General features: G+C 71.1%; 19 protein-coding genes. 4 read left to right on the top strand and 15 right to left on the bottom strand.

The genetic code is table 11. From position 1 onward, the window contains the following. Positions 1–63: 63 nt before the first annotated feature. Positions 64–963: a succinate--CoA ligase subunit alpha gene (gene sucD, locus ACFYXC_RS06265; RefSeq protein ID WP_388916907.1), complete on the bottom strand. Its 900-nt coding sequence runs from the start codon at positions 961–963 to the stop codon at positions 64–66. Positions 964–974: 11 nt separating this feature from the next. After that, positions 975–2,105, bottom strand: a complete 1,131-nt coding sequence (gene sucC / locus ACFYXC_RS06260; RefSeq protein ID WP_389547555.1) for an ADP-forming succinate--CoA ligase subunit beta — start codon at positions 2,103–2,105, stop codon at positions 975–977. Between the two features lie 200 nt (positions 2,106–2,305). On the opposite strand from sucC, the gene ACFYXC_RS06255 reads away from it, so the two are divergent. From ACFYXC_RS06255 to ACFYXC_RS06240, 4 genes are all read left to right on the top strand, one after another. Continuing rightward, a complete protein-coding gene (locus tag ACFYXC_RS06255; protein ID WP_389547552.1) occupies positions 2,306–3,991 on the top strand; it encodes a thiamine pyrophosphate-binding protein in 1,686 nt (561 codons plus the stop codon). A gap of 10 nt (positions 3,992–4,001) precedes the next feature. Beyond that, entirely contained in the window at positions 4,002–5,279 is a 1,278-nt protein-coding gene (frc, locus tag ACFYXC_RS06250; RefSeq protein WP_388916916.1) for a formyl-CoA transferase, read from the top strand. Between the two features lie 3 nt (positions 5,280–5,282). After that, complete coding sequence (locus tag ACFYXC_RS06245) at positions 5,283–7,427, top strand: acetate--CoA ligase family protein (protein WP_389547549.1); 2,145 nt, start codon at positions 5,283–5,285, stop codon at positions 7,425–7,427. 123 nt (positions 7,428–7,550) lie between these two features. Beyond that, complete coding sequence (locus tag ACFYXC_RS06240) at positions 7,551–8,939, top strand: OFA family MFS transporter (RefSeq protein WP_388916922.1); 1,389 nt, start codon at positions 7,551–7,553, stop codon at positions 8,937–8,939. A gap of 238 nt (positions 8,940–9,177) precedes the next feature. Here ACFYXC_RS06240 and ACFYXC_RS06235 read toward each other — a convergent pair whose 3' ends face one another. The 13 genes from ACFYXC_RS06235 to ACFYXC_RS06175 all read right to left on the bottom strand — a co-directional run bounded on the left by ACFYXC_RS06235 (position 9,178) and on the right by ACFYXC_RS06175 (position 26,143). Then, positions 9,178–10,353 (bottom strand): sugar phosphate isomerase/epimerase family protein, encoded by a 1,176-nt coding sequence (locus ACFYXC_RS06235; protein WP_389547546.1) that lies wholly within the window; start codon positions 10,351–10,353, stop codon positions 9,178–9,180. A gap of 177 nt (positions 10,354–10,530) precedes the next feature. Next, positions 10,531–11,874, bottom strand: coding sequence for an alkaline phosphatase family protein (locus tag ACFYXC_RS06230; protein ID WP_388917409.1), 1,344 nt, complete (start codon positions 11,872–11,874; stop codon positions 10,531–10,533). A 122-nt stretch (positions 11,875–11,996) separates the two neighbouring features. After that, entirely contained in the window at positions 11,997–13,166 is a 1,170-nt protein-coding gene (eboE, locus tag ACFYXC_RS06225) for a metabolite traffic protein EboE (RefSeq protein WP_388916928.1), read from the bottom strand. 3 nt (positions 13,167–13,169) lie between these two features. Continuing rightward, on the bottom strand, positions 13,170–14,135 hold the full coding sequence (locus ACFYXC_RS06220; RefSeq protein ID WP_389547542.1) for a TatD family hydrolase: 966 nt from the start codon (positions 14,133–14,135) through the stop codon (positions 13,170–13,172). Continuing rightward, entirely contained in the window at positions 14,135–14,878 is a 744-nt protein-coding gene (locus tag ACFYXC_RS06215) for an EboA domain-containing protein (protein ID WP_389547539.1), read from the bottom strand. The genes ACFYXC_RS06220 and ACFYXC_RS06215 overlap by 1 nt, the downstream gene beginning before the upstream one ends. Next, positions 14,875–15,921 carry a sugar phosphate isomerase/epimerase family protein gene (locus ACFYXC_RS06210; RefSeq protein ID WP_389547535.1) on the bottom strand — a complete coding sequence of 349 codons (1,047 nt, stop codon included), beginning with the start codon at positions 15,919–15,921 and terminating at the stop codon, positions 14,875–14,877. Before ACFYXC_RS06210 ends, ACFYXC_RS06215 begins: the two co-directional genes overlap by 4 nt. Further along, positions 15,918–17,312, bottom strand: a complete 1,395-nt coding sequence (locus ACFYXC_RS06205) for an SCO3242 family prenyltransferase (protein WP_389547532.1) — start codon at positions 17,310–17,312, stop codon at positions 15,918–15,920. Before ACFYXC_RS06205 ends, ACFYXC_RS06210 begins: the two co-directional genes overlap by 4 nt. Further along, the gene (locus ACFYXC_RS06200; protein WP_389547529.1) at positions 17,309–18,511 is read right to left on the bottom strand and encodes an inositol-3-phosphate synthase; all 1,203 of its coding nucleotides are present in this window, start codon (positions 18,509–18,511) and stop codon (positions 17,309–17,311) included. The genes ACFYXC_RS06205 and ACFYXC_RS06200 overlap by 4 nt, the downstream gene beginning before the upstream one ends. Before the next feature lie 186 nt (positions 18,512–18,697). After that, positions 18,698–20,098 (bottom strand): ThuA domain-containing protein, encoded by a 1,401-nt coding sequence (locus tag ACFYXC_RS06195; RefSeq protein ID WP_389547526.1) that lies wholly within the window; start codon positions 20,096–20,098, stop codon positions 18,698–18,700. Between the two features lie 12 nt (positions 20,099–20,110). Next, positions 20,111–22,672, bottom strand: coding sequence for a PQQ-dependent sugar dehydrogenase (locus ACFYXC_RS06190; protein WP_388916951.1), 2,562 nt, complete (start codon positions 22,670–22,672; stop codon positions 20,111–20,113). A gap of 90 nt (positions 22,673–22,762) precedes the next feature. After that, positions 22,763–23,767 (bottom strand): sugar phosphate isomerase/epimerase family protein, encoded by a 1,005-nt coding sequence (locus tag ACFYXC_RS06185; RefSeq protein ID WP_389547522.1) that lies wholly within the window; start codon positions 23,765–23,767, stop codon positions 22,763–22,765. Positions 23,768–23,781: 14 nt separating this feature from the next. Further along, positions 23,782–25,020, bottom strand: a complete 1,239-nt coding sequence (locus ACFYXC_RS06180) for a Gfo/Idh/MocA family protein (protein WP_389547518.1) — start codon at positions 25,018–25,020, stop codon at positions 23,782–23,784. An 85-nt stretch (positions 25,021–25,105) separates the two neighbouring features. Next, positions 25,106–26,143, bottom strand: a complete 1,038-nt coding sequence (locus ACFYXC_RS06175; RefSeq protein ID WP_388916960.1) for a substrate-binding domain-containing protein — start codon at positions 26,141–26,143, stop codon at positions 25,106–25,108. Between the last annotated feature and the right edge of the window lie 121 nt (positions 26,144–26,264).

The following is a 26,264-nucleotide window of genomic DNA, read 5'->3' as shown; positions in this document are numbered from 1 at the left end:
ACGTACGGGGACGTCGTAAGGGGACGCTAGCGAGGCATGACGGCTTCCGTAAGTGACGCCGTGTCACCTATGAGTGACATCACGTTGCGTCTCGAGGCGCGTGAGGACCAGTCGGGCCGTCTCCGTCGGGGTGCCGCCCACCTGTACTCCGGCGGCTTCCAGGGCTTCCTGCTTCGCTCGGGCCGTGCCGGACGAGCCGGACACGATGGCGCCCGCGTGGCCCATCGTCCTGCCCTCGGGCGCGGTGAAGCCGGCGATGTAGCCGATGACGGGCTTGGTGACGTGGTCGCGGACGTACGCGGCCGCGCGCTCCTCGGCGTCACCGCCGATCTCGCCTATGAGCACGATGAGTTCGGTGTCGGGATCGTCCTGGAAGGCGGCCAGGCAGTCGATGTGGCTGGTGCCGACGACGGGGTCGCCGCCGATGCCGACACAGGTGGAGAAGCCGATGTCCCGCAGCTCGTACATGAGTTGGTAGGTGAGTGTGCCGGACTTGGAGACCAGACCGATGCGGCCGGGTTTGGTGATGTCGGCGGGGATGATGCCCGCGTTCGCCTGACCCGGAGTGATCAGGCCGGGGCAGTTGGGGCCGACGATCCGGGTGCCCCTGGACTTCGCGTACGTGGTGAAGGCGACCGAGTCGTGGACCGGGATGCCCTCCGTGATGACGACGGCGAGCCCGATACCCGCGTCGGCGGCCTCGACGACTGCCGCCCTGGCGAACGCGGGCGGGACGAAGACGACGCTGACGTCGGCGCCGGTCGCCTCGACGCCTTCGCGTACGGAGCCGAAGACGGGGACGGCACGGTCGTCGAAGTCCACGCTCCGGCCCGCCTTGCGCGGGTTGACGCCGCCGACGACGTCCGTGCCCGCGGCGAGCATGCGGCGGGTGTGCTTCATTCCCTCGCCGCCGGTCATGCCCTGGACGAGGACCTTGCTCTCTTTGGTCAGGTAGATGGCCATGTCCCGCTCCTTCAGGCTGCGTTGGCGAGGTCGGCGGCGCGGCGCGCGGCGCCGTCCATGGTGGTGGCCTGCTGGACCAGGGGGTGCGCGCGGCCGTCCAGGATCGCGCGGCCGCGCGCGGCGTTGTTGCCGTCGAGGCGCACGACCAGCGGTTTGGTCAACTGGACGGTGTCCAGCGCCTGCACGATGCCGTCGGCGACCGCGTCGCAGGCGGTGATACCGCCGAAGACGTTGACGAAGACCGACCTGACGGCCGGGTCGGAGAGGATGACGGCGAGCCCGTCGGCCATGATCTGGGCGGAGGCACCACCGCCGATGTCGAGGAAGTTGGCGGGGCGCGCGCCGCAGCCGGCGACGACGTCGAGGGTCGACATGACGAGGCCGGCACCGTTGCCGATGATGCCGACCTCGCCGTCCAGCTTCACGTAGTTGAGGCCCCTGGCCGCGGCCGCTGCCTCCAGCGGGTCGTCGTGCGCCGACTGCTCACCGCCCCACCGTGCCTGCCGGAAACGTGCGTTGTCGTCGAGGGTGACCTTGCCGTCGAGGGCGAGGATCTGCCCCCGCGCCGTACGCACCAGGGGGTTGACCTCGACGAGGACGGCGTCCTCGCGGACGAGGACGTCCCACAGCCTGACGAGGACGTCGACGGTCTGCGGGGGCAGACCGGCCGCCTCGGCGATCTGGGTGGCCTTCGCCGAGGTGACCCCCTCCGCCGGGTCGATGTGGATGCGCGCCACGGCGTCCGGCCGGGTGGCGGCGACCTCCTCGATGTCCATGCCGCCCTCCGCCGAGGCGATCGCGAGGAACCGGCCGGCCGCCCGGTCGAGTACGTAACCGACGTAGAACTCGTCCGCGATGTCGACGGGTTGGGCCAGCATCACCTTTCCGACCGTGTGGCCCTTGATGTCCATGCCGAGGATCTGGCGTGCCGTCAGTTCGGCGGCGGCCGGGTCGGCGGCGAGTTTCACACCGCCGGCCTTGCCTCGTCCCCCGGTCTTGACCTGCGCTTTGACGACGACGCGGCCGCCCAGTCCGCGAGCGATCCCGCGTGCTTCCTTGGGCGAGTCGGTGACCTCCGCCCTCGGCACCGAGATGCCGTGTTCCTCGAAGAGTTCCCTTGCCTGGTGCTCGAACAGGTCCATCTCGACTCCCTCTGAAAAGTGCCGCACGCCCCCTGGACACCACCCACCGGATGCGGGATAACAAGCTTCATACAGTATTCGTCGACTGTATGCAATGTACTGCGACGGCATCCACGAACGGTGCGCGCACCACGTATGAGCTGCACGTATGAGCTGCGCTTCGGCGCGCCCAATCCCCTACGAAGGGACAGGACTTCGCCATGCCCGACGACAACAGCCAGAACCTCATCTCCGGTGGGCACCTGGTCGCCAAGGCACTCAAAGCGGAGGGCGTGGAGGTCATCTACACGCTCTGCGGCGGCCACATCATCGACATCTACGACGGCTGCGTCGACGAAGGCATCGAGGTGGTCGACGTACGCCACGAGCAGGTCGCCGCCCACGCCGCCGACGGGTACGCACGCATCACCGGGAAGCCCGGCTGCGCCGTCGTCACCGCGGGACCCGGCACGACCGACGCCGTGACGGGCGTCGCCAACGCCTTCCGCGCGGAGTCCCCGATGCTGCTGATCGGCGGCCAGGGAGCGCATACGCAGCACAAGATGGGGTCCTTGCAGGACCTGCCGCACGTCGACATGATGACGCCGATCACCAAGTTCGCGGCGACCGTCCCGGACACCGCCCGGGCCGCGGACATGGTGTCCATGGCGTTCCGCGAGTGCTACCACGGGGCGCCCGGGCCCTCCTTCCTGGAGATCCCGCGCGACGTCCTGGACGCCAAGGTGCCGGTGGACAAGGCCCGGGTGCCCGCCGCCGGCCGGTACCGGGCCTCGACCCGCTCGGCCGGTGACCCCGAGGCCGTCGAGAAGCTCGCCGACCTCCTCGTGCACGCCGAGAAGCCGGCGATCCTGCTGGGCAGCCAGGTGTGGACGACCCGCGGCACCGAATCCGCCATCGACCTGGTCCGCACCCTGAACATCCCCGCCTACATGAACGGCGCAGGACGCGGCACCCTGCCGCCCGGGGACGCGCACCACTTCCAGCTCTCGCGCCGGTACGCCTTCTCCAACGCCGACGTCATCGTCATCGTCGGCACCCCCTTCGACTTCCGCATGGGCTACGGCAAGCGGCTGTCGCAGGACGCGACCGTCGTGCAGATCGACCTCGACTACCGGACCGTCGGCAAGAACCGGGACATCGACCTCGGCATCGTCGGGGATGCGGGGCTGGTCCTGAAGTCGGTCACCGAGGCCGCCTCCGGACGCGTCAACGGGGGTGCGTCCAAGCGCAAGGAGTGGCTCGACGAGCTGCGCGCCGCCGAGCAGACCGCCATCGAGAAGCGGCTGCCGAGCCTGAAGTCGGACGCCGCACCGATCCACCCGTACCGCCTGGTCAGCGAGATCAACGACTTCCTGACCGAGGACTCGATCTACATCGGCGACGGCGGTGACATCGTCACCTTCTCCGGGCAGGTCGTGCAGCCCAAGTCACCCGGGCACTGGATGGACCCGGGACCGCTCGGCACGCTCGGCGTCGGCGTCCCCTTCGTGCTCGCCGCCAAGAAGGCGCGGCCCGACAAGGAGGTCGTCGCCCTGTTCGGGGACGGCGCCTTCTCCCTCACCGGCTGGGACTTCGAGACCCTCGTCCGTTACGACCTCCCCTTCGTCGGCATCGTCGGCAACAACTCCTCGATGAACCAGATCCGCTACGGCCAGGCCGCCAAGTACGGCCTGGAGCGCGAGCGCGTCGGCAACACCCTCGGCGACGTCCACTACGACAAGTTCGCGCAGATGCTGGGCGGCTACGGCGAGGAGGTCCGCGACCCCGCCGACATCGGCCCGGCGCTCCGGCGCGCCCGTGAGTCGGGCAAGCCGTCGCTCATCAACGTCTGGGTCGACCCGGACGCGTACGCCCCCGGAACCATGAACCAGACGATGTACAAGTGAGGTGTCCCCGATGACCCCCGTGACCTCCACGGCCCCGACGGCCTCCGCGGCAGGAACTTCGGGCAAGGCGCTCGAAGGCATCCGCGTCCTCGACATGACGCACGTCCAGTCCGGTCCCTCCGCCACCCAGCTGCTCGCCTGGCTCGGCGCGGACGTCGTCAAGCTGGAGGCGCCGACCGGAGACATCACGCGCAAGCAGCTGCGCGACCTCCCGGACGTCGACTCCCTCTACTTCACGATGCTCAACTGCAACAAGCGGAGCATCACCCTCAACACCAAGACCGAGCGCGGCAAGGAGATCCTCACCGAGCTGATCCGGCGCTCCGACGTCATGGTGGAGAACTTCGGACCGGGCGCGGTCGACCGCATGGGCTTCACCTGGGACCGTATCCAGGAGATCAATCCGCGAATCGTCTATGCCTCCATCAAGGGGTTCGGGGACGGCCCGTACACCAACTTCAAGGCGTACGAGGTCGTCGCTCAGGCCATGGGCGGGTCGATGTCGACCACCGGCTTCGAGGACGGACCGCCGCTGGCGACGGGCGCCCAGATCGGTGACTCGGGCACGGGCATCCACGCGGTGGCGGCGATCCTCGCCGCCCTGTTCCAGCGGGAGAACACGGGGCGCGGGCAGCGCGTGAACGTGGCGATGCAGCACGCCGTGCTGAATCTGTGCCGGGTGAAACTGCGGGACCAGCAGCGCCTCGGGCAGGGGCCGCTGGCTGAATATCCCAACGACGACTTCGGCGACGAAGTTCCCCGGTCCGGCAACGCGTCCGGTGGCGGCCAGCCGGGCTGGGCCGTCAAGTGCGCACCGGGCGGCCCCAACGACTACGTGTACGTCATCGTGCAGCCCGTCGGCTGGAAGCCGATGACCGAGCTCATCGGCCGGCCCGAGCTCGCCGACGACCCCGAGTGGGCGACCCCGGAGGCGCGCCTCCCGCAGCTCACCAAGATGTTCCAGCTGATCGAGGAGTGGTCGTCCACGCTCCCCAAATGGCAGGTGCTGGAGAAACTCAACGCCCACAACATCCCGTGCGGTCCGATCCTCTCCACCAAGGAGATCATCGAGGACCGGTCGCTGGTCGCCAACGAGATGGTCGTGACGGTGCCGCACCCCGAGCGGGGCGACTTCGTGACCGTGGGCAGCCCGCTGAAGCTCTCCGACTCCCCCGTGGACGTGACCAGTTCGCCGCTGCTCGGCGAGCACAACGAAGAGGTGTACGTCGGCGAGCTCGGTCTCGGCGACGAGGAGCTGCGCCTGCTCAAGTCGAACGGAGTGATCTGATTGATGGCCGAAGACCGCGTGCTGAGGGTGCGTGCGCTCCTCGACGCCGTGCGGGCCCAGGGACGGACGGCGCTGACCGCACCCGAGGGCAAGGTGGTCGCCGACGCGTACGCGATCGCCGTCCCCGGCGAAGAACTGGCGACCGACGTCGACGAGGCCGTCGCGTACGCGGCGCGCTTCGGCGGCCCCGTCGTGATGAAGATCGTCTCGCCGGACATCCTGCACAAGACCGACGCGGGCGGTGTGATCGTCGGCGTGGAGGGAGCGGCCGACGTACGGAACGCCTTCCACCAGATCATCGAGAGCGCCCGGGCCTACGACCCGCAGGCCCGCATCGACGGCGTACAGGTGCAGGAACTGCTGCCCCAGGGGCAGGAGGTCATCGTCGGCGCGGTGACCGATCCGACGTTCGGGAAGGTCGTGGCGTTCGGGCTCGGCGGTGTGCTGGTCGAGGTCCTCAAGGACGTCACGTTCCGCCTGGCGCCCGTCGACGCGGACGAGGCACTGTCGATGCTGGACTCCATCCGGGCCGCCGAGATCCTGCGCGGTGTGCGGGGCGCGCCGGCGGTGGACCGGTGGGCGATCGCCGAGCAGATCCGCCGGGTCTCCGAGCTGGTGTCGGACTTCCCGGAGATCGCCGAGGTGGACCTGAACCCGGTGATCGCCACCCCGGAGAGCGCGGTGGCCGCGGACATCCGGGTCATCCTCGCCGAGTCGGTTCCCGAACCCCGCCGTACGTACGGCCGCGAGGAGATCCTCACATCGATGCGGCGGCTGATGCAGCCGTCGTCGGTGGCCGTGATCGGCGCCTCCAACGAGCAGGGCAAGATCGGCAATTCGGTCATGCGCAACCTCATCGACGGCGGCTTCTCCGGAGAGATCCATCCGGTGAACCCCAAGGCCGATGACATTCTCGGCCGCAAGGCGTACAAGAGTGTCACCGACGTTCCCGGTGAGGTGGATGTGGCGGTCTTCGCTATCCCCGCCAAGTTCGTGGCCGCGGCACTGGAGGAGGTGGGACGCAAGGGGATCGCCAACGCCGTGCTGATCCCCTCCGGGTTCGCGGAGACCGGCGAGCAGGAACTCCAGGACGAGATCGTGGCCATCGGCGAGCGGTACGGCGTCCGGCTGCTGGGTCCGAACATCTACGGCTACTACTCGACGTGGCAGGACCTGTGTGCCACGTTCTGCACGCCGTACGACGTGAAGGGCGGCGTCGCGCTCACCTCGCAGTCCGGCGGCATAGGGATGGCCATCCTGGGCTTCGCGCGCACCACGAAGACGGGTGTCTCCGCGATCGTGGGGCTCGGCAACAAGTCGGACCTCGACGAGGACGACCTGCTGACCTGGTTCGGCGAGGACCCCCACACCAAGTGCATCGCCATGCACCTGGAGGACCTCAAGGACGGCCGTGCCTTCGTGGCCGCCGCGCGGGCGACCGTCCCGAAGAAGCCGGTGGTCGTCCTGAAGGCGGGCCGTACGGCGGCCGGGGCGAGGGCCGCGGGCTCGCACACGGGCGCCCTCGCGGGCGACGACGCCGTGTACGAGGACATCCTGAAGCAGGCCGGTGTCATCAGGGCGCCCGGTCTGAACGAGATGCTGGAGTACGCGCGCGCGTTGCCGGTGCTGCCGACGCCCCGGGGCGACAACATCGTGATCATCACGGGCGCCGGCGGCAGTGGCGTACTGCTGTCGGACGCGGTGACCGACAACGGTCTCTCCCTGATGGAGATCCCGCCGGACCTGGACGCGTCCTTCCGGGAGTTCATCCCGCCCTTCGGGGCCGCCGGCAACCCGGTGGACATCACCGGCGGCGAACCCCCGTCGACGTACGAGGCGACGATCCGGCTCGGTCTGGAGGACCCCCGGATCCACTCGCTGGTCCTCGGCTACTGGCACACCATCGTGACCCCTCCCATGGTCTTCGCCGAGCTCACCGCGCGCGTGGTGGCCGAATTCAGGGAGCGCGGCATCGAGAAGCCCGTCGTGGCGTCGCTCGCGGGCGACGTCGAGGTCGAGGAAGCCTGCCAGTACCTCTTCGAACACGGGGTCGTGGCGTACCCGTACACGACCGAGAAGCCGGTGGCGGCGCTCGGCGCGAAGTACCGGTGGGCACGGGCGGCCGGGCTGTTGGGGGGCGGTTCATGACATGACCCGGCGAAGGGGCGGGCCGACGGTGCGCGTCGGCCCGCCCCGGGACCCGTGCGCACACGAAAGGCATTGGACAGGGGGCGCTGGCCAGATCTTTCGACGCAAGGGGTGCTACGCGACATGACAACCACCGACTTCACGACATCCGTCCCCTACAGGGAGGTGACGGACCGCAACGGCCGCCTGTACCGGATCGGCGAGACCGACCGGGACATCATGGGGCGACCACGCTGGACCATGGTGCTCTTTCCCTGGATGGGCATGATGGGCATCAGCTCCTCGGAGTACGCGTTCACATCAGCCGAGGACACCCTGCACGAGGCCCACCTCTGGGACAGCGGGCACATCTTCTGGCTGATGGGTGTCTGGGTGTTCTTCCAGGCGGCCGTGGCCTTCCCGGCCGGCCAGCTGCGCGAGAGCGGAAAGCTGCCCGCGCGGTACGCCATGATGCTCGGCGCGCTCGGCACGGTCCTGGGCTATCTCTCGCTGGCCTTCGCACCGCATGTGATCGTCGCGTACATAGGCTTCGGCATGTTCAGCGGTATCGGCGCCGGCCTCGTCTACGCGACCTGTGTGAACATGGTCGGCAAGTGGTATCCGGAGCGCAAGGGCGGCAAGACCGGCATGGTCAACGGCGGTTTCGCCTACGGCTCCGTGCCCTTCGTGTTCCTGTTCACCTCGTACATGGACCTGTCCAACTACGAGACGGTGCTGGTTTCCGTCGGCGTGATCTGCTGCACGGTCGTCGCGTTCGCCGGCTGGTTCTTCAAGGACCCGCCGAAGAACTGGTGGCCCGCGCACGTCGACCCGCTGAAGACCTCGACCGACCCGCGGGTCGTGCGGGCCCTGGCGAAGAACCCGCCGGCGGTCAAGCAGTACACACCGCGCGAGGCGGCCAGGACGCCCGTGCTGTGGATGATGTGGTTCTGCCTGCTGTGCACGGCCGGCATCAACATCTTCGGCATCGCCATGCAGGTCCCGTTCGGGAAGGAGATGGGTTTCGCGGGCGGCATCGTGGCCACCGCCATGTCGCTCAAGGCCATCGTGAACGGCACCGGACGTGGTGTCATCGGCTGGATCTCGGACCGCTACGGCCGCCGCAACACCCTCGTCATCGTCTGCATCGTGCTCGGCTGCTCGCAGTTCGGCGTGTTCTTCTCCGGGAACATGGGCTCGATGCCGTTCTTCCTGGTCTGCTCGATGGTCTCCGGATTCGGCGGCGGCGCGATCTTCCCGCTGTTCGCGGCCATGACGGCGGACTACTTCGGTGAGAACAACAACGCCTCCAACTACGGCATGGTCTACAGCTCCAAGCTCATCTCGGGGCTCGTCGGCTCCGGCGTGGGAGCCGTCGTGGTGAGCGCCTGGGGCTACGGAGGAGCCTTCGCGCTGGCCGGCGGCATCGGACTCGGTTCCGCGGTCCTGGCGCTCTTCCTCCGCGCGCCCGGCCGGCCACACGCCAAGCGCGTCGTGCCCAACCCGCACCCGATCGGTGAGGAGACCGCCTGAGCCGTGCCGTCCGCGCCGCATCCGTTCCCGTTCCTGTCCCCCACCCCGGTTTCCGTCCCCGTCCCTGCTCCCGTCCCCGTTCCCGTCCCCGTCCCCGTCCCCGACGTCCTGGTCCCCCCACGATCCGCTTCAGGTCCTACAGGTCCTACAGGTCCTACAGGCCCTTCAAGTCCTTGAGAACGACGGCGGTCCTCCCCACAGCACCGCATGGGGAGGACCGCCCGCTGTACGTCCCGGCTCAGTGGCGCTTCGAGCGGAGGGCCGCCAGGTTGTCGTAGCTGATCTTGGCCTCACGCAGCGACTGCGCGGGGTCGGTGGCACTGGGCGAGTTGTCGTCCTCGATCATCGGGTTGTGGTAGTTCCGCTCCCCGACACGGGAGAAGAACGTCCGGTAGTCGATGACGCCGGTACCGAAGGGCACCATGTCGTAGCCCATGCCGTTGGTGGTGCTCACGACGCCGTCCTTGGCGTGGAACAGCGGGTAGCGCCTGTTGTGCCGGGCGACGAGTCCGGCCGGGTCGAACACCTGCTTGCGAGTGGAGCCGTCGAGGGCCGTGTAGGTGTGGAACTTGTACTGGGCCACGTGCGCCCAGAAGATGTCCATCTCCAGCCAGACCAGCCTCGGGTCGGTGACCTTCAGGAAGTACTCCAGCTTGCGGACACCGGAACTGCGGGTGGGCCGTCCCTGGTCGTCCTTCGGTCCTCCGTCGAGCAGGAAGCCGTAGGCCGAGTCGTGGTTGTGCGTGTACAGCTTGATGCCCTCACGGCGGGCGATCGCGCCCAGCGCGTTCCACTTGTCGGCCGCCACGTCCCAGTCGGCGCGGTAGGAGCTGCCGGTGGGGTCGCCGCCGGTTCCCATGTGGTCCATGCCGAGGATGTTGGCGATCTCCAGGTGCTTCTTGAAGGTGTCCAGGTCGGTGCTGGTCAGCGGCCAGGAGGGCGGTATGAAGCCGTGGTTGCCCTGGGCGCGCAGGCCGTAGTCGTCGAGCCAGGAGCGCAGCAGCCTGGCACCCTGTACGGACTCGAGGCTCGCGCCGCCGGGCGCGTTGGCGTGCTGGTTGTAGCCGGCGAACTCCACCTGCCGGTAGCCGTGGCGGGCCAGCTGCTTGAAGACCTCGCGGAAGCCCGAGGGCAGGTCCGAGGCGAGCGGGTCGCGGGCCGTGGCGTCGCGGACGGTGTAGAGGATGATGCCGCGCTTGCCGGGCGGGACGAGGACGTGACCGCGGCCGTGACCGTGGTCGTGGTCGTGGCCTCTGCCCCGGTCCTGGGCCAGGGCGGGTGCGGCGCCCAGCACCGGGGCGGCGATCGCCCCGGCGGCGACGGCGGTGCAGGTGCTGAGGAAACGGCGGCGGTCGACGCCGAGAGTGCGACGCAGGGCGTCGCCGGTTCCGGATTCGTCGTTGAACGCGGTCACGGTGTCTCTCTTTCGGTTGGGTGTCCAGCCAGGTGCGGGGGCGCGCTCAGCTGCGGCCGCAAGCCTCTGACCACGGTGGATACCGAGGCGTACGTGAGTTATCCACAGGCCGAGCACGCTGTCGGTGCCGTGTGTTTCACTTTTCGTGTTCGCCCGTCCGGTCGCTCCCGGGTGCTGTCACCCGAGGCCGGCCAGGTCGAGCAGCAGGGATTTCACATCGGTGGCCGCGACGCGGTCGCCGACAGCGCGGGGGGTGGAGCAGATGATGAGCGGACCTTCGTCGTCGCTCAGGGGGAGGCGGCCGTGGCTGCCTCGAATAGGTGAGGGATCGAGGGGCACGACCGCCATGCGGTAGCGCATGCCGAGCTTCTTGCGGGCCAGCGCACCCGCGGCCTTGACCTTGACGTACGGGTCGAGCGGATCCATGAAGAGCTCGACCGGGTCGTAGCCGGGTTTGCGGTGGATCTCGACGAGCTGGGCGAAGTCGGGCGCTCGGGCGTCGTCGAGCCAGTAGTAGTACGTGAACCAGGCGTCCGGTTCCGCCACGGCGACGAGTTCGCCGGAGCGCGGATGGTCGAGGTGATGGCTCTTCTTGCCCTCGTCGTCGAGGAGTTGCTCGATGCCGGGCAGGTCGGCGAGCGCCGCCTTCGTGGCTTCCAGGTCCTCGGGGCGGCGTACGTAGACGTGGGCGATCTGGTGGTCGGCGACGGCGAAGGCACGCGAGGCCATCGGGTCGAGGTACTCCATGCCGTCCTGCGTGTGCACCTCGAGGAGTCCGGCGCGGCGCAGGGCACGGTTGATGTCGACCGGCCGGTCCGCGCGGGTGATGCCGTACTCGGACAGGGCGACGACGGTACGGCCTTCCGCGCGGGCGTCGTCGAGCAGGGGCGCCATGGCCCTGTCCAGGTCGGCGGCCGCTTTCAGGGAGCGCGGGTCGTCGGGGCCGAAGCGCTGCAGGTCGTAGTCGAGATGAGGGAGGTAGCAGAGGGTCAGGTCCGGACGGCGGGTGGCGATGACGTGACGGGTGGCGTCGATGATCCACTGGCTGGAGACGAGATCCGCGCCGGGACCCCAGAAGTGGAAGAGCGGAAACGTGCCGAATTTCTCGGTGAGTTCGTCGTGCAGGGCCGGGGGCCGGGTGTAGCAGTCGGGTTCCTTGCGGCCGTCGGCGTAGTAGACGGGACGGGGGGTGATGGTGATGTCGGTGTCGGCGCCCATGGCGTACCACCAGCAGATGTTGGCGACCGTGTAGCCGGGGTGGGCGCGTCGGGCGGCGTCCCAGAGCTTGTCCCCGGACACCAGGCCGTTGTGCTGGCGCCACAGGAGGACGTCACCGAGGTCTCGGAAGTACCAGCCGTTGCCGACGATGCCGTGCTCGGAAGGGTGGGTGCCGGTGAGGAAGGTGGACTGGGCGGCGCAGGTGACCGCGGGCAGCACGGTCCCGAGGTGGGCCTGCGAGCCGGACTGGGCGAGGGACTTGAGGTGGGGCATGTGGTCGAGGAGACGGGGGGTGAGGCCCACGACGTCGAGGACAAGGAGCGGGGTGGGGGACGCGGGGCTGCCTGCGGCGGGGCCGGACGGGGTCTCGGCCGGTGTTCCGGACGGGGTGCGGGCCGGCGTGCCGGCAGGGGGCTCGGGGGTGTTCACGGCAGCTCCTTCAGGCCCAGGTCCGTCAACAGGTCCCGGGCGAGGGTGAGTTCGGCGGCGATGCCGTCGGCGAGCTGGGCCCGGCCCCGGGGGCGCAGCTCCGGCGGGAGTGCCTGCCAGGTGTACGTCTCGACCTCCAGGTGGCGGGTCAGCGGGCGCGGGCCGCCGACCAGCCGGGCGAGGGTGTCCTTGAGGACGGGCAGGGTGGAGGTGAGGGGTGCGGCGGGGTCCGCGTGCAGCGGCACGTGGAAGTGGGCGCGCCACGGGGAGGCGTCGGGCAGGGCGTCCTCCTTGATGGCCTCGCCGAGGTCGTCCGTGCCGCGGAGTCCGGCGGCGGTGAGGGTGCGGGTCTGGTGCAGGAAGCGGGGTTCGTCGAAGGCGGCGAGTGCCTCGCGGACTTCGGGCAGGTGGGGGTGTTCGGCGTGCAGGGCGGCCGACAGCTGGGACTTGACGACGGGAATGCCTGCGGCGGCCAGCCGGTCCAGGGCGGTGTGCGGATCTTCGAAGGAGGTGGCGAGGTGGCAGGTGTCGACGCAGATGCCGATGCGGTCGCGTCCGATGGCGTCGAGCGGGGCGATGGCGTCGGCCGTGGTCTCGACGGTGCAGCCCGGTTCGGGTTCGAGGCCGACGCGGATGGAGCGTCCGGTCAGTTCCTCCAGCACGTCGAGGCGTTCGGCGAGTGTGCGCAGAGCCGTGTGCGCCTTGGCGGCGCGGTCGTCGTCGTACACGGTGCGCCAGGCGAGCGGGAGCGTGGAGATGGTGCCCTCGGTGACGTCGTCGGGGAGCAGACCGGCGAGGAGGCGGGCGAGGGCGGTCGTGTGGTCGAGGCGCTCGGGGTCGGCCCAGTCCGGCTTGTAGACGCGGTGCTTGACCTCCTCGGACCCGAATCCTTCGTACGGGAAGCCGTTGAGGGTGACGACTTCGAGGCCGCGGTGGTCGAGTTCCGAGCGGAGGCCGCGCAGGGCGGACGGGTCGGTGACGAGGGCGTGGGCGGCGTCCTTGGCGAGCCACAGGCCGATGCCGAGCCGGTCGCGGCCGAGTCGCCTGCGTACGGGTTCACAGTGGTCGCGGAGCTGGGCGAGGACGCCGTCGAGGGTCTCGGCGGGGTGGACGTTGGTGCAGTAGGCGAGGTGGACGGTGGAGCCGTCGGGGTGCCGGAAGCGCATCGCTCACGCCTCCGTGGTCGCCGGGAGGGACCGGTGGCCGGTCCGGACGCCGGACCGCGGGCCGGCCTCGGTCTCGGCGGGCGGAGTCTGGGCGGGTGCGGACTCGGCGGGCGGGGCGGTCTTGGGGACGCCGCGGAGGATGGAGTTGCCCTCGTGGGTGGCGTCGGTGCCCGCGACGTCGAGGTCGAGGCGGCCGCTGAGGCCGTAGAAGGCGACGGGGTTGCGCCACAGCACCCGGTCGACGTCGTCCTCGGTGAAGCCGGCCTCCAGCATGGCGTCGGCGACCTTGCGGGTCTTCAGGGGATCGCTTTTGCCCCAGTCGGCCGCGGAGTTGACCAGCACCTTCTCCGGTCCGTACTCCCGCAGGACCGCGACCATCCGTTCCTCGTCCATCTTGGTGTCCGGATAGACCGAGAAGCCGAGCCAGCAGCCGCCGTCCTTGGCCTCCTTGACCGTGGTCTCGTTGAGGTGGTCGATCAGGACGTGGTCCGGGGGCAGTGCGGACTCCCGGACCACGTCGAGGGTGCGGCGCAGGCCCGCCAGCTTGTCGCGGTGCGGCGTGTGGACGAGGGCGGGCAGCGCGTACTCGGCGGCGAGCTGGAGCTGTACGGCGAGGGCGGTGTCCTCGGCGGGCGTCATCGAGTCGTAGCCGATCTCGCCGACCGCCACCACGTGGTCCTTCACGAGATACCGGGGCAGTTCGTCGAGGACGGGGACACAGCGGGGGTCGTTGGCCTCCTTGGGGTTCAGGGCGATGGTGCAGTGGTGGGCGATGCCGTACTGCGCCGCCCGGAAGGGTTCCCAGCCGAGGAGGGCGTCGAAGTAGTCGAAGAAGGAGGCGGGTGAGGTGCGGGGCTGGCCGAGCCAGAAGGCGGGTTCGACGACGGCGCGGACACCGGAGGTGTACATGGCCTCGTAGTCGTCGGTGGTCCGTGACGTCATGTGGATGTGGGGGTCGAAGATGCGCATCAGGACTCCTTGCCGTCGGGGCCGCACGTGCCGTCCGTACCGCCGGGGGCGGTCGGCTCGGCCGGCACGTCGGTTCCGGTGGGGGTGGCCGGGTGCCCGGTGAGGGCCAGGACGCGGTGCAGGTCGTCGGGGACGGGGCGGTCGGCGGCGCGGCGCTCGTCGGCGTAGGCGCCGAGCATGCGGGCCAGTTCGGCGTCGGCGCGGGCACGGCGGGGAAGGTCGGCCACGGCGTCCACGGGGACACCGGTGAACAGGCACTTCAGGACGGCGTGCCGCCAGTTGTGGGCATCCAGGTGCCGGGCGGCGTACGGACCGACGGCGGCGGTCACCAGCCGGGTGTCGTTGGTGCGCAGGGCGTCCTCGACGATCGGCAGGGCCTCGGGGCCGTCCACGAGGTGGGGCAGGGCCTCCAGGACGGCGCGGCGCTCGTCGGCGGTGCCCTGGCGGTAGACGCGGGCGAGGGTCGGGGCGTCGGCCCGGGCCGCGTGCAGGAGGAGGACACGGACCGCCTCGGCGTGTTCGGGTCCGCAGCGTCGGCCCGCCTCGGCGAGCCGCAGTTCCCACACGGAGACGGGGCCGTTGGTGCCGGGGTGGGCGGCCGCCTCGTCGAGGGCCTGGTCCAGCCAGGCCCTGGCCGCGCCGCCCAGGGAGGAGTTCAGCCGGGAGCGCAGGACGGTGAGCACGGACGGGGACTCCGTCGGGGAGGTGCGGGCGGCGCCGGGGGCGTCGTGGAGGTCGTTCACGGGGTTCTCCCTTCGGAGGCGGTGGGGCCCTCACCGGGGACGGTCGGCCGGGCGGTGTCCGGGGGCGGGGGGACGGAGGACGAGGCCGCGTGCTGGAGGAAGGGGAGGGACTGCTGGGCGAGTTGTGGGCCGGCGTGGGAGTGGCGGGGCAGTTCGACGGAGACCAGTCCCCGGTAGCCCGTGCCGGCAAGGGCTTCGAGTACGGGTGGGAAGTCGATCTCCCCGTCGCCGAAGGGGAGGTGTTCGTGGACACCGCGGCGCATGTCCTCGATCTGGACGTGCCGCAGCCAGGGGGCGGCCTCGCGCACGCAGTCGGCGGGTGACCGCGGTTCGAGGCACTGGCAGTGGCCGATGTCGAGGGTGAGCCCGAGGGCGTCCGGGCTGCCGAGTGCGGTGCGCAGGCGGTGGAAGTCGGCGAGTGTGGCGAGGAGGTGACCGGGTTCGGGTTCGACGGCGAGGGGGATGCCGGCGGCGGTGGCGGCGTCGAGGACGGGGGTGAGGGCTTCGGCGAGGCGCTTCCAGGCGGCGTCCTCGGCCGCCGTGCCGTCCACGTCGTCGGCGTGATCCTCGGCCGGGCCGTCCGTGACGGCGCTCCCCGGTGCGGCGAAGGCGCCGGACGGCTCGACCGGAAGGATGCCGCTGAAGCAGTGCACCGCGTGGGCGCCGAGTTCCTCCGCGATGCGGACGGCGCGGAGGAGGAGGTCGACGCGCCGGGCACGTTGGTCCGGGTCCGGGTCGAGCAGGGACGGACCGTGTTTGCGCCTCGGGTCCAGTACGTAGCGGGCGCCGGTCTCGAGGGTGACGCCCAGACCGAGTGCGTCCAGCCGGCGGGCGAGCCGGTCGGTGCGGGCCGCCAGGTCGGGGGCGAACGGGTCGAGGTGCATGTGGTCGAGGGTCAGTCCCACGCCGTCGTAGCCGAGGTCGGCCAGCAGGGAGAGGGCGTCGTCCAGGCGCAGGTCGGTCAGGCCGTTGGTGCCGTAGGAGAAACGGAGGGGGTGCGGGGCCGGCCGGGCGTCGGGGTGGGGGCGCGGCTGTGGGCTCATGTCACGCTCACCTTTCGGCTGAACCTGCGGGCCGCCGGGGCGAGGGCGGCCGTCAGCAGGGCCGTGACCGGGGCCCCCGAGCGGGCGGCGAGCGCCGCCTGAAGCGGGATCATGGCCCGGATGCCGCCGCCGACGGCTCTCTGGGTGAGCGGGGGCGACGGGTTGAGGACGGCGTGGAGGAGTGGGCGGGCGGAGGTGGCGGCGTAGAGGGCGGTGAGCGCTCCGGTCAAGGTGGCGATGTCCAGGGTGAATCCCCTGGGAGGGGCACCCTGGAAGGGGAGTTCGCCGAAGGCGGGGCTTCTTGAGGCGGCCGGTCTGCTTGAGGCGGTCGTGCCGCTTGCGGCGGCCTGTCCGAGGGCTGGGGCCTGTCCGAGGGCTGGGGCCTGTCCGAGGGCTGGGGCCGCGGAGAGCGGTTCCTCGAGGGCCGCCTTCCGGGCGCGGCGGGGTTGCGCGCGCCCCGGTCGGGAGCCGTCGCTCGTCCTGGCGTTCCGCGTCAGGGTCCAGGTCAGGGCCGTGGTCGTGGCGAGGGCCGTCAGGGGGGCCCAGGGGGAGCCGCCCCGGGTCTCCTGGCGGGAGACCGTGGTGACGGCGAGGGTGTGGGTGGCCAGGGTCAGGGCGGACGGCGCGACCTTGCGGGTGTCGCCGCCTGCGGTCACCCCGCCGAGGAGGAGGTCCAGTCCTCGGGCCGCGGCCATCGCCAGGGGGCCGGCGGGCGTGCGTTTGAGGACCAGGTCGTACGACCAGACCGTGGCCGCCAGGGCGCCGGCGACCGCGAGCGGCCGGCGGCCCGCGCGGGATGCCAGGGCCAGACCCGCCATCGTCAGGCCGCCGGCCGCGGCCAGGGCGGCGGCCGGTCGCACGCGGCCGGAGGGCAGGGGCCGGTGCGGGCGGTCCACGGCGTCCTCGGCACGGTCGGCCCAGTCGTTGAGGGCCATACCGGCCTCGTACAGGCAGAGGGAGGAACCGATGGCCAGCAGGGTGCGGGGGGTGGGGCGGGCCCCGGCGGCGGCGACGCCGGCGAGTGCGTCACCGGGGACGGTGAACAGCGCGGGCAGGCGCAGGAGTTCGGCCCAGGCGCGCAGTCCCGAGCCGGCCGTCCCGGCCGGCCCCGCCGGGCCGGGCCCCGGCCTCGATCGCGACGTGGGCTCCTCGACCGCCCGGTGGGTCGGCGCGGCGGAGCGGGCGGTCGTTCCCGAACCCGCCCGCCGGCCGATGCGCTCGCGCCACCCGGCGGGCGTCACGCCCTCCCCGGACCCTTCCTGCCGGCCGGGCCTCCCCCGTCGGCCGGACGTCTCGCGTCGGCCGGACACCGCGCGCCGCTCGGGTCGTATCAGGCCGCTCAGGACGGTCAGCGCGCTCAGGCCGCCGAGCCCGCGCGGGACGCCGGTCATCGGGGTCCCCCGGCGAGGCGGTCCGCGTCACCGTCACCGGAGGCAGCCTGCGGATCCCCCGGCCCCGGCGGCTGCTCCGTGGTCCCCAGGCGGCCGGCGAGGTCCACCAGGGCCGCGTACTGCTCGCCCAGGGCGGCGGGCCCCGCGCCCACCGGGTCCTTGAAGTAGAAGCCGAGTTCGGACAGCGGGCCCGCGAGGCCGGCCTCGTGGGCCCGGGCCACCAGGCGGGCCAGGTCCAGGATCAGGGGGGCGGCGAGGGAGGAGTCGCAGCCCTGCCAGGTCGTCTGGAGGACCATGCGGGTGCCGAGGAAACCGTCGAAGGCGATGTGGTCCCAGGCGGTCTTCCAGTCGCCGAGGGACGGGACGTCGTCGATGTGGGTCTCGCCCTCGGGAACCGTGCCGAGGGTGTCGGCGAGGACGCGTTCCTTGCCGGCGTTCTTCGCCGCCGCGGCGGCCGGATCGGCGAGGGCCGCGCCGTCACCGCCGCCCAGCAGGTTCGTACCGGACCAGGCGCGGACCGCCAGGGCGCGTTGCGCGAACATCGGGCCGAGGACGGACCGCAGCAGCGTCTGGCCGGTCTTGCCGTCGCGGCCGGCGTACGGCAGCCCGGACGCGGCGGCTGCCGGCGCGAGCCGCGGGTGGTGCAGGCCCGCGGAGGGGGTGAAGTTGACGTACGGGCAGCCCGCCCGCAGCGCGGCGGCCGCGTACAGGGAGCTGGCGGGAAGCGCGTCGCCCTCGGGGACGGGTTCCGTGGACGCCACGTTCACCACGACGGCCCGGGTGAGGGCGCCCCGGCGGACGAAGTCGCGGATGTCGCGGGCGAGGTCCTCGACCAGTTCGTCCTCGCTGCGGGTGTCGCCGCGCAGGGGGCCGCCGATCCTGATCTCGCGGTCGGCGGCCTCCAGTTCGGCGGTCACGGCGGAGGGCAGGTCGGGGGGCAGGACACCGCCGGCGGCGAGGGACTCGGCCCGTTTGGGCAGCGGGCAGTCGACCACGTCGTGGCCGCCGAAGACGAGGGAGGACAGCGGGGGCAGGCCGGCGTCCTGGAAGACGCCGGTCTCGGTCACCATGCCGGTCGGCGGATGGAGCCCGGCCGTGACGGCCGCGCAGCCCGCGACGGCGGTCGTGGCGACGGAGCCCCTCGCTCCGATCAGCCACACTCCGACCCGAGAAGGGGAAACAGACGGTTCGGCGGACATGGGCAGCCTCCCTCTCATACGCGAACTCATGCGTGAACTCGCACGCGGACCGGAGGCGCGGTCGTACGCGGTCCGGGAACTGCGGTGGATCCGGCACAGCAGGCAAAGAAGCGGTACGGACGGTGCCGGAGGGGTGGCGGGGACAAGACGGCGGGCGGGGGTCCGGCGTCCCCCGCCCGCCGTCGCTCAGTCGCCCTGCGCGGCGGCGGCTCGCGCCGGCAGGTGCTTGATCCGGACGTCGCGGAAGGAGACCCGGTCCTCGGCACCGTGGTTCTGGATGCCGATATGACCGTCCCGCAGGCTGCGCGCCGGATCGGTGTTGGTGTAGTCGTTGATCTTCACGCCGTTGAGCCAGACGCGGAGGCGTTCGCCCTCCACGCGGATCTCGTACGTGTTCCACTCCCCCGGCGGGTTCAGCGCACGGTCGCGCTTGTCCACGTCGGCGGACTGGAAGCTGTACACGGCCCCGGTGGTGCGGTCGGGGGCGTCGGACGCGTCGATCTGGATCTCGTACCCGTTGTCCACCGCGGACCACGGGTCGTCGGAGGCCGGGAAGCCCACGAACACACCGGAGTTGTCGTCACCGGAGGCGCTCGCCATCTTCCAGTCGAGCTTCAGCGAGTACGAGCCGAACTCCGCGGCGCCGTACCAGAGCATGCCCAGGCCGCCGGACGACGTGAGGGTCCCGTCGTCCGCGAGCGAGAACGAGCCCGGCCCCGCCTGCCTCCAGTCCGCCAGGGACTCCGCGGTCCCGTCGAAGAGGGGGGTGTACCCCTTCTCCGGCCGGCAGTCGGCCTGTGCGGCGCCGACGGCCCAGCGGATGCCGCCCAGCAGGTGCTGCCGGAAGGCGGGATCGGCGTACGACTCCTTGGTGTGGCCGCCGCCGGTGTAGAAGGAGCGGCCGCCGCGGTACTCCTGGCACCAGGCGATCGGGTGGTCGCCGCCCATCGTGCCGCCGGTGTACGACGACTCGTCGAGCGAGGCCAGGACATGGGCCCTCTCGCGCGGGTTGGAGCGGTAGTCGTACCACTCGTCCGTGCGGTTCCAGGACTCCCCGAGGTGCGAGGTGGCCGGGTGGGACCGGTCCTCGACCTCGACGCGGGCGGGCTGGATCGCCGGGTGCGACCGGAAGTAGGCGCCGGCCAGGCCGCCGTAGAACTCCCAGTCGTACTCGGTGTCGGCGGCCGCGTGGATGCCCACGTAACCGCCGCCCCGGCCGATGTACCGCTCGAACGCCTTCTGCTGTCCCTTGTCCAGGACGTCCCCGGTGGTGGAGAGGAACACCACGGCGTCGTACCGCGCGAGGGAGCGTGCGGAGAAGGCGCGCGCGTCCTCGGTGGCGTCCACCGCGAACCCGTGTTCCACTCCGAGGGCCTTCACCGCGGCGACGCCCTCGGGGATGGAGTGGTGCCGGAACCCGGCGGTCTTGGAGAACACCAGGACCCGCTCGCCCTGTGAGGACCCCTTCGACCCCGTCGGTCCCCCGGTCGGTCCCTGCGACTGCTTCGACGCGGCCGGTCCCGACACGCACCCGATGAGCAGGGCGGCGCCGACGACCGCGGTGACGGTACGTCCTGTTGCTCGCATGGCGGGCCTCCCTCAGCGGGTCGTGAAGGTGAAGTCGTCCACCTCGTAGAGGGCACCGGTGCCGCTGCCCTTGAAGACGAGGTAGAGCGTGGTCGTGCCGCGCGGTGCCTTGGACAGGGAGGCGCTGACGTCCTGGAAGGTCTCCCAGCCGCCGGTCACCGGGACGGTCGCGCTGCCCAGCAGACGGCCGGTGGGCGAGCCGGCACGGACCTCCAGCTTGCCGCCCGTGCCCGCGGAGGACACCCGTGCGGTGAGCTTCGTGGCGTTGCTCAGGACGTACGGCTCGAAGGAGATCCAGTCCCTGTTGCCGATGTCGCCGACGGTCTTCGCGCCGTGCGCGCCGGCCCGCTCCGTGACGGTCACGCCCTCGGAGGTGCCGAAGTGCTCGGCCTGCCGGTGCTTGGGCTGGACGACGGACTGGTCGTGCGTGGTGAGGGCCTGCTGGCCGCCGCCTCCGCCGTCGGTGTACTCCGCGTCGAAGACTCCGAAGATGTTGGCGTCCTCGTCGTGGCCGCCGTCGGCGCTGGTCTGGATGGTGCCCGAGCAGCCGTTCGCCGAGGTCACCGGGTGGCCGTGGCTGTCGTGGCCGAGGACGAAGGTGACCTTCACCTTGGCGCAGTCGATGGTGCGGTCCTCCGGGTCGGTCACCCTCACCTTGAAGGGCACCGCGTCACCGAAGGCGAACAGCTGCCCGTCCTGGGGCAGTTCGAGCGTCACCTTGGGTGCGGTGTTGCCGACGACGATCTGCACGCTGCTGCTGCCGGTGCGGCCGTCGGGGTCCTTGGCCGTCAGGGTCGCGGTGTAGGTGCCGTTCGTCCGGTACCGGTGCGTCGGGTTGGCCGAGGTGGACGTGGAGCCGTCACCGAAGTCCCAGCTGTACGTGAGGGTGTCGCCGTCGGCGTCCGTGGAGCCCGCGGAGGAGAACCTGACCCTCAGCGGTGCCTGTCCGGACGTCCTGTCGGCGGCGGCCTGTGCCACGGGCGAGTGGCCGTCGGTGGCGTTCTCGATGCGGTACAGGGCGGAGTTCTCGTCGCCGCCGAACCAGGCCAGGCCGTAGTCGAGGACGTAGAGCGCGCCGTCGGGGCCGAAGGCCATGTCCATGATCTGGGTGCCGGTCCACGGCACGTCGGCGATGGACTGCACGGTGCCGCTGTCGTCCGACGAGATCCGCTTGATCCACTGGCGGCCGAACTCACCGGCGAAGAAGTCCCCGTCGTAGGCTTCCGGGAACTTGACCGGGGAGTCGAGCGAGGCGTCGTAGTCGTAGACCGGGCCGCCCATCGGGGACTCGGAGCCGCTGCCGAACTCGGGCACGGACGCGCCGTCGTAGGGGATCCAGGCGGCCTGGGCCGGGGGCAGGTCGGTGAGACCGGTGTTGTTCGGCGAGGTGTTCTTCGGTGCGGCGCAGTCGAAGGCGGCGCCCGAGGTCTCCGTCGCGAAGTCGTAGTCCACGTAGGCGTCGTTGTCGCCGGTGCAGTACGGCCAGCCGAAGTTGCCGGGCCCGGTCACCCGGGCGAACTCGACCTGTCCGGCGGGGCCGCGCGCGGGGTCGGCGGCGCCGGCGTCCGGGCCGTAGTCGCCGACGTAGAGGATGCCGGTCTTCTTGTCGACGCTGAAGCGGAACGGGTTGCGGAAGCCCATCGCGTAGATCTCGGGGCGCGTCTTGTCGGTGCCCGGCGCGAAGAGGTTGCCGTCGGGGATCGAGTACGAGGCGTCGGCGTTCACCTTGACGCGCAGGATCTTGCCGCGCAGGTCGTTGGTGTTGCCCGAGGTGCGCTGGGCGTCGAAGACGGGGTTGCGGTCGGGGCGCTCGTCGATGGGCGTGTAGCCGTCGGACTGGAACGGGTTGGAGTCGTCACCGGTCGACAGGTAGAGGTTGCCGGCCGCGTCGAAGTCGATGTCGCCGCCGACGTGGCAGCAGATGCCGCGGGTGGCCGGGACGTCGAGGATCTTCTTCTCGCTGGCGTTGTCGAGGGTGCCGTCGGCCTTCAGGACGAACCGGGAGAGGCGGTTGACGCCGTCGAAGGGCGCGAAGTCGGCCGCGGTGCCCGTCTCGGGGGCGTCGCCGGCCGGGGTGTCGAGCGGCGGCGCGTAGTAGAGGTAGATGAAGCGGTTGTCGGCGAAGCCGGGGTCGATGCCGACGCCCTGCAGACCTTCCTCGTCGTGCGAGTAGACGTCGAGCTTGCCCGCCAGCCGGGTGTTGCCGGCGCTGTCGGTGATCCGCAGTTCGCCGTCGCGCGAGGTGTGCAGCACCGAGCGGTCCGGGAGGACGGCCAGGGACATGGGTTCGCCGACCTCCGGTTCCCCCTTGGCGAGGGTGACCTGCTGGAAGTCCTCGGCGGCGGCCGGCGCGGCGGGGGCGGCGCCCGGGTCGGCGACGGCCGCGCCCGCCGGGGGTGTGGCGAGGGTGAGCGAGGCACCGGCGAGGAGTGCTCCGGTGAGCAGGGCGAGCGCCTTGCGGAACCGTATCTTCGGGCGGTCTCTGTGACGGTCGGTCGTGGTGGTGCCGGCTCTGGTGCTGTCGGCTGCGGTGCTCTCGGTTCTGGATGTGCTGGTGGGGTCGTTCGCGTGCACGGGTGCCTCCAGGATGGGGCTGGTGGTTCATGCGGGTGCGATACGCCGGGGTGCGCCGTCACCCCGGGAGGAACTCTGCGAGGGGGGTGGCTAGTCGTTGCCGCCGAAGGCCGCGTCGAATGAGGCGGTCGGCGCGTCGAAGTCGAAGGTCTTCAGGCGGGTGAGTGCCTCCGGTGCGCCCTGGAGGCGGTCCATGCCCGCGTCCTCCCACTCGACCGAGATCGGTCCCTTGTAGTCGATGGAGCGCAGCATGCGGAAGACGTCCTCCCACGGGACGTCGCCGTGGCCCGCGGACACGAAGTCCCAGCCGCGGCGCGGGTCGCCCCACGGGAGGTGCGAGCCGAGGCGGCCGTTGCGGCCGTCGAGGCGCTTGCGCGCCTCCTTGCAGTCGACGTGGTAGATGCGGTCGCGGAAGTCCCACAGGAAGCCGACCGGGTCGAGGTCCTGCCACACGAAGTGCGACGGGTCGAAGTTCAGCCCGAAGGCCGGCCGGTGACCGACGGCCTCCAGCGCGCGCTGGGTCGTCCAGTAGTCGTACGCGATCTCGCTGGGGTGGACCTCGTGGGCGAACCGCACGCCCTCGGCGTCGAAGACGTCGAGGATGGGGTTCCAACGGGTCGCGAAGTCCTCGTAGCCGCGCTCGATCATCGACTCGGGGGCGGGCGGGAACATCGCGACCAGGTGCCAGATCGCGGAGCCGGTGAAGCCGATGACGGTGTCGACGCCGAAGGCGGCGGCGGCCCGCGCGGTGTCGGCGATCTCGGCCGCCGCCCGCTGCCGTACGCCTTCCGCCTCGCCGTCGCCCCAGATACGGGCCGGGAGGATCGCCCGGTGGCGTTCGTCGATGATGGCGTCGCAGACGGCCTGCCCGACCAGGTGGTTGGAGATCGCCCAGCACTTGAGGCCGTACTTGTCGAGGAGTTCCCGCCTGGAGTCCAGGTACGTGGGGTCCGCGAGTGCCTTGTCGACCTCGAAGTGGTCACCCCAGCAGGCGAGTTCGAGGCCGTCGTAGCCGAAGTCGCGGGCGAGGCGGCAGACCTCTTCCAGGGGCAGGTCGGCCCACTGGCCGGTGAACAGCGTGAAGGTGCGCGGCATGGGACGGGCCCTCCTCAGCTCGCTATGGGGGTGAAGACGGAGTTCTTCTCGGCGCTCTCCTCGACCGCGGCGAGCACGCGCTGCACCTGCAGCCCGTCGGCGAAGGAGGGCAGCGGCTGCCCGCCCTCGGCGATCGCGTGGACCAGGTCGCGGGCCTGGTGCACGAAGGTGTGCTCGTAGCCCAGGCCGTGGCCCGGCGGCCACCAGGCGTCCAGGTAGGGGTGGTCGGGCTCGGTGACGAGGATGCGGCGGAAGCCGGCGTGTGTGCCGGGTTCGGTGCCGTCGTGGTAGTGGAGTTCGTTGAGGCGTTCCAGGTCGAAGGCCAACGAGCCCTTCTCGCCGTTGAGTTCGATGCGCAGGGAGTTCTTGCGGCCGGTCGCGAACCGGGTGGCCTCGAAGGAGGCGAGGGCTCCCGAGGCGAACCGTCCGGTGAACAGGGCGGCGTCGTCGACGGTGACGGGCCCGCTCTCGCCGCCGCCGGCCGCCGAGAGGCCGCTGGACGCTCCGGAGAGCAGCGGCCGCTCCCGTACGAAGGTCTCGGTGAGGGCGGACACCCCGGTGACCGGTTCGCCGACGAGGTACTGCGCGAGGTCGACGATGTGGGCGCCCAGGTCGCCGAGGGCGCCCGAGCCGGCCGACTCCTTGCGCAGCCGCCAGGTCAGCGGGAACTCCCGGTCGACCAGCCAGTCCTGGAGGTACGTCACCCGTACGTGCCGCAGGGCGCCCAGGCGGCCCTCGGCGACCATCCGCCGGGCGAGTGAGGTCGCGGGCAGCCGGCGGTAGTTGAAGCCGACCATCGCCACCTGTCCGCGCGCGGCGGCGGCCTCGGCGGCCTCGGCCATCGCCTCGGCCTCCTCGACGGTGTTGGCGAGGGGCTTCTCGCACAGCACGTGCTTGCCCGCGGCCAGCGCGGCGACGGCGATCTCGGCGTGGCTGTCGCCGGGGGTGCAGATGTCGACGAGGTCGACGTCGTCGCGGGCGATCAGGGCCCGCCAGTCCGTCTCGGCGGCCGCCCAGCCGAGCCGGCCGGCCGCCACGCGTACGGCTCCCGCGTCACGGCCGCAGACGGCGGCGAGGACGGGGCGGCGCGGCAGGTCGAAGACGTGGCCCGCGGTGCGCCAGCCCTGGGAGTGGGCCGCGCCCATGAACGCGTATCCGACCATGCCGACGCCCAGCGGGGGCCTTCCGGCCGCCGCCTCGGCCTGTGCCCCGGCCTGTGCCTGTGCCCCGTCGGGCTGCTGCGGCTGTGCCATGCGGAGGTCCTCCTCTTCGTCGTGGCGCGCGGTGGGGGGTGCGGGGCGCCCCTGGCGGGCGCCCCGTTGCGAACGGGCGCACGGCCTACTTGAAGCCGGTGGGCAGGTACGTCTTCACGTTCTCCTTGTCGACGACCGCCGAGTAGAGGGTCAGGGACGAGGGGATCTCGAACTCCGCGAGGCCGCCGACGCCCTTGCCCTGGCCGAGTGCGCGGGCGAGGTCGATCGCCGACGCGGCCATGGTGGGCGGGTAGAGGACGGTGGCCTTGAGGACGCCGTTGTCCGACTCGATGGCCTGCATGGCGGACAGCGCGCCCGCTCCGCCGACCATCAGGAAGTCGTCCCGGCCGGCCTGCTCGATGGCGCGCAGCGCGCCGACGCCCTGGTCGTCGTCGTGGTTCCACAGCGCGTCGAACTTCGACTGGGCCTGCAGGAGCTGGGACATCTTGGCCTGTCCCGACTCGACGGTGAACTCGGCGGCCTGGCGGGCCACCTTCTTGATGTTCGGGTAGTTCTTGAGGGCCGCGTCGAAGCCGGCCGTGCGCTGCTTGGTGAGTTCCAGGTTGTCGAGTCCGGCCAGCTCGATGACCTTGGCGTTCTTCTTGTCCTTGAGCTTCTCGCCGATGTAGTGACCGGCGTTGAGACCCATGCCGAAGTTGTCACCGCCGATGTAGCAGCGGTACGCCTGCGGGGAGTTGAAGATGCGGTCGAGGTTGACCACCGGGATGCCGGCCCGCATGGCCTTGAGGCCGACCTGGGTGAGGGCCTTGCCGTCGGCGGGCAGGATGACCAGGACGTCGACCTTCTTGTTGATCAGCGTCTCTATCTGGCCGATCTGGGCCGCGGTGTCATTGGAGCCCTCGGTGATCTCCAGCGTCACGTCCTCGTACTTCTTGGCGCGGCTCTTGGCGTTGTCGTTGATCGCGTTGAGCCAGCCGTGGTCGGCCTGCGGACCGGCGAAGCCGATGGTGACCTGCTTGCCCTTCTTGTCGTCGGCGGCGGGCTGGTCGTTGGAGGCCGGCTCGTCGTCGGGTTCGTTGCTGGTGCAACCGGCGAGGAGGACACCGGCCGAGACGGCGGCGGTGCCGAAGAGCAGTCCTCTGCGGCTCGTGAGCTCTGGCATGGCGGTGGTCCCTTTCCTCAAGGCGTGTCCCTCGGGTCGTGCAGGGCGCTGCTGTGCGGGGTGGTGCAGGGCTGTGCGGGGCGGTGCTTCGCGGAGGGCTCCCCGCGCTGGTTCACGTACT

The organism is Streptomyces sp. NPDC002701 (genome assembly GCF_042889045.1).
Lineage (GTDB): Bacteria > Actinomycetota > Actinomycetes > Streptomycetales > Streptomycetaceae > Streptomyces.
Note: the sequence above shows the minus strand (reverse complement) of the source record. Positions and strands in the feature narration are given on the sequence as shown.

What these genes read in the sequence shown, in the direction of transcription:
- sucD (WP_388916907.1), bottom strand. Translation starts at nt 963, where the DNA reads ATGGCCATCTACCTGACCAAAGAGAGCAAGGTCCTCGTCCAGGGCATG.
- sucC (WP_389547555.1), bottom strand. Translation starts at nt 2,105, where the DNA reads ATGGACCTGTTCGAGCACCAGGCAAGGGAACTCTTCGAGGAACACGGC.
- ACFYXC_RS06255 (WP_389547552.1), top strand. Translation starts at nt 2,306, where the DNA reads ATGCCCGACGACAACAGCCAGAACCTCATCTCCGGTGGGCACCTGGTC.
- frc (WP_388916916.1), top strand. Translation starts at nt 4,002, where the DNA reads ATGACCCCCGTGACCTCCACGGCCCCGACGGCCTCCGCGGCAGGAACT.
- ACFYXC_RS06245 (WP_389547549.1), top strand. Translation starts at nt 5,283, where the DNA reads ATGGCCGAAGACCGCGTGCTGAGGGTGCGTGCGCTCCTCGACGCCGTG.
- ACFYXC_RS06240 (WP_388916922.1), top strand. Translation starts at nt 7,551, where the DNA reads ATGACAACCACCGACTTCACGACATCCGTCCCCTACAGGGAGGTGACG.
- eboE (WP_388916928.1), bottom strand. Translation starts at nt 13,166, where the DNA reads ATGCGCTTCCGGCACCCCGACGGCTCCACCGTCCACCTCGCCTACTGC.
- ACFYXC_RS06220 (WP_389547542.1), bottom strand. Translation starts at nt 14,135, where the DNA reads ATGCGCATCTTCGACCCCCACATCCACATGACGTCACGGACCACCGAC.
- ACFYXC_RS06210 (WP_389547535.1), bottom strand. Translation starts at nt 15,921, where the DNA reads ATGAGCCCACAGCCGCGCCCCCACCCCGACGCCCGGCCGGCCCCGCAC.
- ACFYXC_RS06205 (WP_389547532.1), bottom strand. Translation starts at nt 17,312, where the DNA reads ATGACCGGCGTCCCGCGCGGGCTCGGCGGCCTGAGCGCGCTGACCGTC.
- ACFYXC_RS06200 (WP_389547529.1), bottom strand. Translation starts at nt 18,511, where the DNA reads ATGTCCGCCGAACCGTCTGTTTCCCCTTCTCGGGTCGGAGTGTGGCTG.
- ACFYXC_RS06195 (WP_389547526.1), bottom strand. Translation starts at nt 20,098, where the DNA reads ATGCGAGCAACAGGACGTACCGTCACCGCGGTCGTCGGCGCCGCCCTG.
- ACFYXC_RS06185 (WP_389547522.1), bottom strand. Translation starts at nt 23,767, where the DNA reads ATGCCGCGCACCTTCACGCTGTTCACCGGCCAGTGGGCCGACCTGCCC.
- ACFYXC_RS06180 (WP_389547518.1), bottom strand. Translation starts at nt 25,020, where the DNA reads ATGGCACAGCCGCAGCAGCCCGACGGGGCACAGGCACAGGCCGGGGCA.
- ACFYXC_RS06175 (WP_388916960.1), bottom strand. Translation starts at nt 26,143, where the DNA reads ATGCCAGAGCTCACGAGCCGCAGAGGACTGCTCTTCGGCACCGCCGCC.